General features: G+C 42.4%; 5 protein-coding genes and 1 pseudogene. All 6 read right to left on the bottom strand.

Annotated elements, in window-relative coordinates; translation table 11 throughout:
• A pseudogene (locus JMN12_RS15590) lies at positions 1 to 159 on the bottom strand (hypothetical protein); the annotation flags it as partial.
• Between the two features lie 33 nt (positions 160 to 192).
• A complete protein-coding gene (locus JMN12_RS08185) occupies positions 193 to 846 on the bottom strand; it encodes a master DNA invertase Mpi family serine-type recombinase (RefSeq protein WP_203084372.1) in 654 nt (217 codons plus the stop codon).
• A 10-nt stretch (positions 847 to 856) separates the two neighbouring features.
• Positions 857 to 2485, bottom strand: a complete 1629-nt coding sequence (locus JMN12_RS08180) for an acyl-CoA carboxylase subunit beta (protein WP_203138542.1) — start codon at positions 2483 to 2485, stop codon at positions 857 to 859.
• 2 nt (positions 2486 to 2487) lie between these two features.
• A complete protein-coding gene (uvrA, locus tag JMN12_RS08175; protein WP_203138541.1) occupies positions 2488 to 5244 on the bottom strand; it encodes an excinuclease ABC subunit UvrA in 2757 nt (918 codons plus the stop codon).
• A 132-nt stretch (positions 5245 to 5376) separates the two neighbouring features.
• Positions 5377 to 6843 (bottom strand): RagB/SusD family nutrient uptake outer membrane protein, encoded by a 1467-nt coding sequence (locus JMN12_RS08170; RefSeq protein WP_203138536.1) that lies wholly within the window; start codon positions 6841 to 6843, stop codon positions 5377 to 5379.
• A 13-nt stretch (positions 6844 to 6856) separates the two neighbouring features.
• Complete coding sequence (locus tag JMN12_RS08165) at positions 6857 to 9988, bottom strand: SusC/RagA family TonB-linked outer membrane protein (RefSeq protein WP_203138534.1); 3132 nt, start codon at positions 9986 to 9988, stop codon at positions 6857 to 6859.
• Positions 9989 to 10196: the final 208 nt, after the last annotated feature.

Below are 10196 nucleotides of genomic sequence, written 5' to 3'. Positions count from 1 at the left end.
TAATTTATAGAAGAAAATCAATAAATCTTGTCCACGAGGAAAGGCTCCCGAATCTGACATTCTTCTCTTTTGAATTTCATTCTGCAAACTTATCTTTAATGATTCAGGGAAATTGGGACTTCTAGATTCTAAATACGGTGGGTTTCCAATAACAATGTCGAAGCCCTCTTTAGAGGGGCGATCTCACAAGAATCAATGGTATATCCCATATTCTTTCCATCCTTCTTGTTGACAATTGATTGGGGTATGTAACCCTGTATATACAAGGTAACGATAGAAGGTTGTCTTTGATACTTTTAGTTTTTTGGCAATGATTTTTTTCTGCGTACCCTTTTCCAATTCTTTGACGATCCATTCGTGTTTCTCGGTACATTTTGGGTTGAGCCTACAGCGGAAACCTCTTTGCCTACCAAGTACCACCCCCTCTGCTTTTTTGCGAGCCAACGCCTCTTTAGTACGCTGACTGATAAGGTTGCGCTCAATCTCGGCTGATAGACCAAAAGCAAAAGCAAGCACTTTGCTCTGTATGTCATCTCCTAAGCGGTAATTGTCTTTAATAGTCCATACACGGCACTCTTTGGTCATACATATATTGAGAATTTCCATTATCATAAACAAGTTACGCCCTAACCGTGACAGTTCACTGCAAATGATAATATCATCTTTCTTTACTTTTTTTAGCAATTTGCCCAATTGGCGTTTGCTATAACTTTTGGTTCCGCTAATGGTTTCTTCAATCCAGTCGTCTATTAACAATCCTTTTTTCTCACAAAAGTTTGTAATTTCAAATCGCTGGTTTTCTATTGTTTGTTTGTCACTACTCACCCGAATGTATCCGTATATCATAATGAGACGTCTAAACTTGTATCACTCCTAAGTTAAACGCTCTTTCTATGGGGGCATTGTTGGCAGCTTCTATACCCATTGCTATCCATTGGCGGGTTTCTAATGGGTCGATGATGGCATCTGTCCAGAGGCGAGCAGCAGCATAGTAAGGTGATATTTGCTCGTCGTATTGTTCTTTGATATGCGCAAAAAGGGCAGCTTCTTTTTCGGGAGTGAGTTCTTCACCTTTTTTCTTTAGGTTAGCGGTTTCTATCTGCAAGAGCACTTTAGCAGCTTGTGCGCCCCCCATTACCGAAATGTTTCCACTGTGCCACGATACGATAAGACGCGGGTCGTAAGCCTTACCACACATAGCGTAGTTGCCTGCGCCGTACGAATTGCCTATCACAACTGTAAATTTAGGCACAACTGAGTTCGCAACAGCATTCACGAGTTTAGCCCCATCTTTGATAATCCCTCCGTGCTCTGATTTAGAGCCTACCATAAAACCGGTAACATCTTGCAAAAAGAGCAAAGGTATTTTCTTTTGGTTGCAATTGGCAATAAAGCGGGTCGCCTTGTCAGCACTATCCGAGTAGATTACACCTCCAAACTGCATTTCCCCTTTTTTAGTTTTCACCACCTTGCGCTGGTTCGCTACAATGCCTACCGCCCAACCCTCAATACGCGCATAGCCCGTGAGGATGGTTTGTCCGTAACCTTCTTTATATTCGTCAAATTCTGAATTGTCTACCAATCGAAGGATGATATCTTTCATATCATAAGGCTCTGAGCGCAATTTAGGCAAGATACCGTAAATTTCGTTAGGGTCTTTTAGTGGTTTATGCGCTTCAGTGCGGTTAAAGCCTGCTTTTTCGGCATCGGCGAGTTTAGCCATTGTACGGCGTACACGGTCGAGGGCATCTTTATCATCGGTTGCCTTATAATCGGTTACCCCACTGATTTCGCAGTGGGTAGTGGCGCCGCCTAAGGTTTCATTGTCGATATTTTCGCCTATAGCAGCTTTTACTAAATAGCTGCCCGCCAAAAAGATACTTCCCGTTTTATCTACTATCAGTGCCTCGTCGCTCATTATAGGCAGATAAGCCCCGCCTGCCACACAACTGCCCATTACCACTGCTATTTGGGTGATACCCATACTGCTCATCAGGGCGTTGTTGCGAAAGATGCGACCAAAGTGTTCCTTATCGGGGAAAATCTCGTCCTGCAAAGGCAAGTACACCCCCGCACTATCTACTAAATAGATGATAGGCAGGCGATTTTCCATTGCAATTTCTTGAGCACGTAGGTTCTTTTTGGCTGTAATAGGAAACCACGCACCTGCCTTTACGGTAGCGTCATTGGCTACTACTACGCATTGTTTACCAGCAACATAGCCTATCACTACCACTACACCAGCCGAGGGACAGCCGCCGTGTGCTTCGTACATTCCCTCACCGGCAAAAGCGCCTATTTCTATTTGAGGTTTATCTTTGTCTAAGAGATATTCTATGCGTTCACGAGCCGAGAGTTTGCCTTGGCAGTGTAATTTTTCGAGGTTCTTTTTGCCCCCGCCTTCTTTTACCTTTTTCAAGCGTTTACGCAACTCGCTAAGGGCTAATTTATTGTAATCTTCGTTTGTATTGAATTGAATGTCCATTGTTACTTCAGTTTTAAGTATTTACCTGTGTAGCTTTGTTTGTTTTTAGCGATTTCCTCAGGGGTGCCCGTCGCTACGAGATTGCCTCCTTTGGCACCGCCTTCTAAACCTAAATCTATTACATAATCGGCTGATTTGATCATCTCGGTATTGTGTTCGATAATGATAACCGAATGCCCTTTTTCTATAAGGGCTTGCAATGAGTCTAAGAGTTTGCGAATGTCGTGAAAGTGCAAACCGGTGGTAGGCTCATCAAAAATGAACAACACTTTTTCTTTGCTATCCGATTTCGATAGAAACGACGCTAATTTTATCCGTTGGGCTTCCCCACCCGATAGGGTAGAGGAGGACTGCCCCAGTGTTACATACCCCAAACCTACATCTTGCAAAGGTTTGAGCTTTTCAGCTATTTTCGTTTGTTTGTGCTTTTGAAAGAAGGCTACTGCATCATCGATAGTAGTGTTCAGCAGGTCATCTATGTTTTTGCCTTCGTACATCACTTCAAGCACTTCTTTTTTGAAGCGTTTGCCGCCACAAGCCTCACAAGTGAGGTGCACATCAGCCATAAATTGCATTTCTATAGTTACTTCACCTTCGCCTTTGCACACTTCACAACGACCTCCATCTACGTTGAACGAGAAGTGTTTGGATTGGAAATTGCGCATCTTTGCCAATTTCTGATTTGCAAAGAGGGCGCGGATATCGTCGTAAGCCTTGATATAGGTAATAGGATTTGAACGGGACGATTTACCAATAGGATTTTGGTCTACAAACTCCACACTTTGCAAGTGCTTGTATTTGCCTTCTATCTTAGTAAACTGACCGATTTTCTCTCCTCCTAAGTCTAATTCTTTTTGAATGGCAGGATAGAGCAATTTTTTTACCAAAGTAGATTTACCGCTACCCGATACCCCTGTAACTACAGTGAGCATATCCAAAGGGAAGGTAACATCTATGTTCTTAAGGTTGTTCTCGCGACAGCCTACCAGAGTGATGTGTTGCGGAGAGGTGCGCCGTTTTTTGGGTACTTCAATTGCTAAACGTCCGCTGAGGTATTTCCCCGTAAGGGTATCGGCTTTTAGAAGTTCGTTGTAAGTGCCTGCCGCTACCACTTCACCGCCGTGCGTTCCGGCTTCAGGACCTATGTCGATAATGTAGTCGGCAGCTTTCATAATATCCTCATCGTGTTCCACCACAATCACTGTATTGCCTAAGTCGCGCAAGGATTTTAGTACGCCTATCAGTCGTTCGGTATCGCGTGGATGCAAGCCGATACTGGGCTCATCGAGTATATACATAGAGCCTACCAAACTACTGCCCAAGGAGGTCGCTAAGTTGATACGCTGGCTTTCTCCCCCTGAGAGTGTGTTCGATTTTCGGTTGAGGGTTAAATAGCCTAAACCTACATCGGCAAGGAATTGCAGGCGGTTGTTGATTTCTAACAACAATCGTTTGGCTACCTCTTGCTCATAATCGTTGAGCTTGAGTTCTTTAAAGAAAAGTTGTAGTTCCTCAATAGGCAATTCTACCAAATCCGAAATGCTTTTACCTGCTATTTTCACGTAGTTAGCCTCTTTGCGCAAACGCTTGCCGTGGCATTCGTGACAACGTGTTTTTCCGCGATAGCGTGCCAAGAGCACTCGGTTTTGTATTTTATAACTTTTCTCTTCTAACTCTTTGAAGAAATCGGTGAGTCCTGTGAAATACTTGTTGCCGTCCCAAACCAATTGTTTCTGCTTATTGGTGAGCTCAAACCAAGGCTTGTGTATCGGGAAATCGAACTTATAGGCGTTATTCACCAATTGGTCACGAAACCAACTCATCGTCTCGCCACGCCAAGGATAGATAGCATTCTCGTAGACCGAAAGACCTGTGTTAGGTACGATAAGGTCTTCATCAAGTCCGATAGTATCACCATAACCATCGCATTTTGGGCAAGCCCCATAAGGGTTGTTAAAGCTGAACAAGTGTACGTTAGGCTCTAAAAAAGTGATACCGTCCAACTCAAACCGATTGCTGAAATGCGTTTGTACCACTCCGTCCATTTCTTGAATGTAGCATTCACCCTTCCCTTCAAAGAAAGCCGTGTCTACGGCATCGGCAAGGCGGTGCTGAAAGTCTTCGTCGTGATGCACAATCACCCTATCTACTACCAATTGGAAATTGTCGAGATTCTTAGGCAAATTGTCTTCCTCAAGACGGATGATTTCTTCTTTGTATAGAATACGCGCATAGCCTTGTTGTAATAGGAGTTTGAGCACTTGCTCTACGGTACGGTCTTTGGGGATACTCACAGGTGCTAAAAGCAACAGTTTGGTGCCTTCGGGATAGCGCATTACTGCATCCACCACATCGGTAACGGTATGTTTTTTCACCTCTTGACCTGAAATAGGAGAATACGTTTTCCCGATACGTGCGAAGAGTAATTTTAAGTAGTCGTACACCTCGGTAGAAGTGCCCACGGTAGAACGTGGGTTCGAGGTGTTTACTTTCTGCTGAATTGCAATCGCAGGGGCAATCCCTACGATATTGTCTACTTTTGGTTTGTCTAACTTACCCAAAAACTGACGCGCGTACGACGACAGGCTCTCTACATAGCGGCGCTGTCCTTCGGCGTAAAGTGTATCAAAAGCCAATGATGATTTACCTGAACCTGAAAGCCCTGTAATCACTACCAACTTGTTGCGGGGAATCCCCACGGTAATATTTTTAAGATTGTGCAGTTTAGCACCCTTTATAAGAATTTCTCTGTTTTTCATTTTTAACTATCAAGGGGGCAAAGTTACGACTAATTTGCTAATTAGCCAATGCTTGCGCAATATAAAAAAGAACTACCCAAAAAGTATTCTTTTTTAGGTAGTTCGTGTCTATTTAGGTTTTTGTGTTATTTTTTATTCGTTTTGTACTATTAATGAGTTTGCTTCTATTTCGTCTTGTGGTATTTGGTATACCCAACGTTTATCGCCAGCGGGTACTGTTATCATAAAGGTATGGTTGCTGCCAGCCTCATTTCGGTTTACCCCTAAATGCCAACGTTTGAAATCGAAGAAGCTAGTGCCTTCACCCCATAGTTCTATGCGGCGCTGTGTACGTACTTCCTCTCGCATAGCCGCTTGAGTTGTAGCAGTGAGGGTGTAAGAAGGGTCTCGATAACTGCGCATAAAGTCTTCTAAGGTAGTCTTGGCAGTAGTCAAATCGTTTTGCTCTACCAAAGCCTCTACATACAAAAAGAAAGGGTCTTCTATACGTATGAAGCAATAATCGCTCAAAAATTGCTGGTCGGTAGCGTATTTCACATTGGCGTAATCGGGTAAGTTATACCTATCGGCAATGGTGGGGAAAAGTGTACTATTGATATATATTTTCTTACGTACATCAGTATCGGCTATCTTAGCATAGAGGTTGCTGTACATATTTTTATAAGCTCCTGAACCCCCAGCATAGCCTTGTGTTATGGTATTATCGATATGCGAATAGAAAGACCCAAAGGAACTTGTAGTCTGCTGGGTGATATCATACCCCCAAAGCCAAGAGGTGTTACTAATATCCCATTTAGCTCCTTGCACTTCAGCCATAGAAGTATAATTGAAATCGCTTGCGTTGAGCACGATTTGGGCGTATTGGGCTACCTTTGCCCACTCCTCTTTATGAGCGTATACTTTGGCGAAATAAGCAGCGGCGACAGCTTTATCTACATCTTCTTTGCTTTCGGTGATGGTAAATTGGGCATCATCTACCACTGATAGGTCTTCTTCCATTTGACGGTATACTTCAGCTACTGTGGCACGCGGCAGTTTGCTATCGGTAGGTTTGAGCATTAGTGGAACGCCCAATTTTGTTTCGTTACCCTTGTATGATTGTTGATATAAATTTACCAAATAGAAATAGTAAATCGCGCGTAACGATTTGAGTTCGGCGTATTTTTGGTAAAGCACTTGCTCGGTAGGTGTTTCAGTAAAATAATCGGCTAACACTTTGTTAATTGCACTGATTTGTCGGTAGAGAAAAGACCACATAAAACTGGTACGCGTATAGGTAGCGTCTCGCATATTGAAATAATAGTCATGGCCGAACCAATGATACGAATCTTGCACCATATCAAGCCCTGTAAGGTCTGATGACAGATGGATAGACTTGAGTCCGAATGAATCGTCATAACTGCTTTGTTCGGCTACATTGTTGTTGTAAATACCGTTGAGCTCTACTTGTAACAAGTTGGCTTTGGTTTCTACATTAGTTTTGAGTTCCTCTTTACGCTGGTCGGTGAGGTATTCGTCTACCTTAGGGTCGAAATCACTCTTAGAACAAGCAGTAATAAGCAGTGATAGAAAAGCGGTGGAAAGTATATATTTTTTCATAACTTTTACGATTTTAAAAATTGAGTGTTAATCCCATTGATACCGTGCGGATTGGGCTATATACTGCATAGTCATTGCTACCTGCCAAGCTGGTGCGGGGGTCTAATCCTTTGCGTTTGCTCCACAAATATACATTATCGGCAGTGAGGTAGTAACGCAATTTAGTAAGTCCTAATTTTTCTACAATTCCTTGTTTGAAAGTGTAGCCTAAACTTACATTGCGCAACGATAAATAGTCTGATGATACTATAAAACGATCGGAAAGACTAAGCACCTTTTGGTTTGCAAACTCCAATCGGGGAATATCAGAGGTAGTATTCTCAGGAGTCCAACGATTGCGAATATCAGTATGCCAGGTTCTACCCAAGTCGCCAGAGTGCATTAGGTTAGCGTACTGAGAGTCGTAGAATTTACCGCCGAATTGATAAGAGAACTGTATGGCAAGGTCGAAGTTATAGGCGCTGAGCGTTGTGCCAAAGCCTCCTTGCAAATCGGGGATAGAAGTGCCTACATATTGCTTGCTATTGGTGCTATCATAATCGGCACTACCTTTTAGCTTGTATTCGCCTGTGGTAGTGTTTTTGATGTAGAACTGCGCGTCGCCATTAACAGGATTTACGCCTCCCCATTTTACCATATAGAAATCGTAGATACTACCGCCTTCTTTTAATATTTGGTAGCCGCGAGTGAGTCCTTTTTCGCGTAGTTCCTCAGGTAGGCGGGTTATTTCATTTTTGTAGTGCAATCCGTTTAGAGAGATAGTCCACTCCACTTTGTCGGTGCGTATTGGGGTTACACCTAATGAAAATTCAAATCCTTTGTTTACCATATCGGCAACGTTACGTGGTTCTGAAGAAAAACCAGTAGAAGCAGGTAGTGGCATATCGAACAACAAGTTATTTGTTTTCTTTATAAAATAATCAGCCTCTAAAGTGAGTCGGTTGTTAAATAGCGCTAATTCTATTCCTGCATTGAGGTTGCCACTCTCTTCCCAAGTGATATTGCGATTACCTTTATAGCTGGCTACGAGTCCAGGTGTATTGCCATTGGTACTCACACTATAGAGTGTCATATAAGGTACATAGGAACGTGAGTAGCTACCCGGTAAGTAAAGTTCGTCATTTCCTTGCACCCCATAGCTGAGTTTCAGTTTTATCAAATCGATGAATTTTGCTTTTTCTAAGAATTTTTCCTCACTAAGCAACCACGATGCTCCTACCGACCAAAAAGTACCCCAGCGATTTTCGGGTGCAAATACCGATGAACCATCACGGCGCAAACTGCCTGAGAGATAATACTTATGTTTATAATTAGCATTTATCTGACCAAAATAGCCTTCTACAAAATAACGACGGGAGTATGAAGTGAGTGAACTGAGTACAGCCGCATTGTTAAACTCACTATTGCGCGGATCTACGAAATTTTTCTTAGACCCTTCAATGGTACCAAAACGCTTTAGATAAGTTTCGTGTCCTAAAAAGGCTTCAAAACCATAGTCGTCCCAGTTCTTATTATAGCGCAACAATTGGTTGAATGTTAGCACTATATTATCCGATTTGTACTTAGTAGATGCCCCGCCATAGTTCTTGCCAGCTCCTCCTAATGGGGTAGTGAAGTAATTCACATCGTAGAAATTGGCATAGAAATTACCATTGGCAGAAAGGGTAAGATTTTTATGTAGCGTTGCATCTAATGAAAGCGACTGATTGAAATAGTAATCGCGATTGTAGTTCAAGTTTTCGCGTTGTGTTGCCACGGGATTGGTATTAGCGTTGAATTTTCGGGTAATCCCATAGTCGTAAGTACTCAAGCGATTGCCATTGGCATCGTGTTCATAGATAGGGTAAATAGGAGCGATGGTGCGCGTCCACGCAAAAGGGTTGTCATAGCCATCATCTTCTGTACTTCCTTGTTGTTCAGTATAAGTAATCATAGAGGAAGCATTGGTTTTAAGCCAAGAAGTGATATCCCCCTTATAAGAAAAACGAGTAGCATAGCGATTGAAATAAGTATTCATATTATAGCCTTCATCACCTAAATAGCCAAAAGAGAAATAGAAGCTATTGTATTCTGTGCCTTTGGTCATACTCAGGTTGTGTTCTTTGCGCACACGGTTGTTGAAGAGCGCTTTCTCCCATTGATTGAAGGTCGTTGCATCGGAATATTTGATAGTAGCCGCAGGGTTGAGTTTGCCGTTAGAGAGTACCACTTGATCATCAGCAACATTGTAGATGTTATAACCTGTACCTACATTGTTAATAAGCGACTGACTCGCATTGGTACGCGCTAAGGCGTCGGCTTGGTTTTGGGCATAGCGGTTTTGGTTGTAAAGAGCAGACCAAAGGGTTTCGTAATATTCCCCTGGACTGCTGATGATATCGTACTCAGGGATACCGCGATAGTTGAAGCCCAGCTTACTATCTAAAGTGATGGATAAGCGCCCTTTAGAACCACTTTTGGTAGTGATGAGTACCACCCCGTTAGCGCCGCGTGCCCCATAAAGTGCTGAAGAAGAAGCGTCTTTTAGTACGTTTACACTCTCTATATCGCTGTTGTTGATAGCGTTGAGCGTTCCTTCAAAAGGTACACCATCTAAGATGATAAGTGGAGCACTTGAGGCGTTGATAGAGCCAATACCTCGAATGCGAATAGCCGAATTACTCCCAGGTTGCCCCGATGAAGTGGAGATTTGTACTCCTGCTACAGCGCCTTCTAAGGTTTTAGCTACGTCGGAAGATTGTTTAGCTTGAATAGTTTCAGCTTTGATAGTAGCCATAGAGCCAGTAAACGATTTTTTATCGGTAGTACCATAGGCTACTGCTACCACCTCAGTACCTTCGAGCTGAAGAACATCAACAGATAGAACGATGTTTAGGTTGCGTTCCTTACCTACTTTTACCTCTTTAGGAGCATAGCCGATAGTTGAGAATACTAAAATATCCCCTTGATGAGCTTTAATTTCAAAGGCTCCATTTCCATCGGTAGCTATACCTTTGTTAGTACCTTTGATAACGATAGCTGCTCCAGGCAATTCGAGACCGTCCTGATCTTTTACGGTACCTTTGATAGTTATTTCCTGTGCTACAAGCCAAAAAGGGAAAAGACAACAGAAGATAAACGAAGCGATTTTACGTGTATTATTCATACTTTTATTTGTTTTAACGGCTCAAAAGTATCAATATCTTTCGTAATGAACAAGAGAAAGTTTAAATATTAACAAAGATTAACCTTTTAACATTTTTTTGTAACATTCTTGATTTTTAAGAGAATATCAAAATAGAACCCGCTGTAAGGATATTTTTTGAAAGATTGTTAGTTTTAGATGTTTTTTTACTGAAGAAAACGCAAAACTA

Source organism: Capnocytophaga genosp. AHN8471, from assembly GCF_016806945.1.
Classification (GTDB): Bacteria; Bacteroidota; Bacteroidia; order Flavobacteriales; family Flavobacteriaceae; genus Capnocytophaga; species Capnocytophaga periodontitidis.
The sequence above is the reverse complement of the archived record's forward strand: the minus strand, read 5'-3'. Positions and strand labels throughout refer to the sequence as shown.

Coding starts and splice junctions, on each gene's coding strand:
- uvrA (WP_203138541.1), bottom strand. CDS start 5,244: ATGAAAAACAGAGAAATTCTTATAAAGGGTGCTAAACTGCACAATCTT.
- JMN12_RS08170 (WP_203138536.1), bottom strand. CDS start 6,843: ATGAAAAAATATATACTTTCCACCGCTTTTCTATCACTGCTTATTACT.
- JMN12_RS08185 (WP_203084372.1), bottom strand. CDS start 846: ATGATATACGGATACATTCGGGTGAGTAGTGACAAACAAACAATAGAA.
- JMN12_RS08180 (WP_203138542.1), bottom strand. CDS start 2,485: ATGGACATTCAATTCAATACAAACGAAGATTACAATAAATTAGCCCTT.
- JMN12_RS08165 (WP_203138534.1), bottom strand. CDS start 9,988: ATGAATAATACACGTAAAATCGCTTCGTTTATCTTCTGTTGTCTTTTC.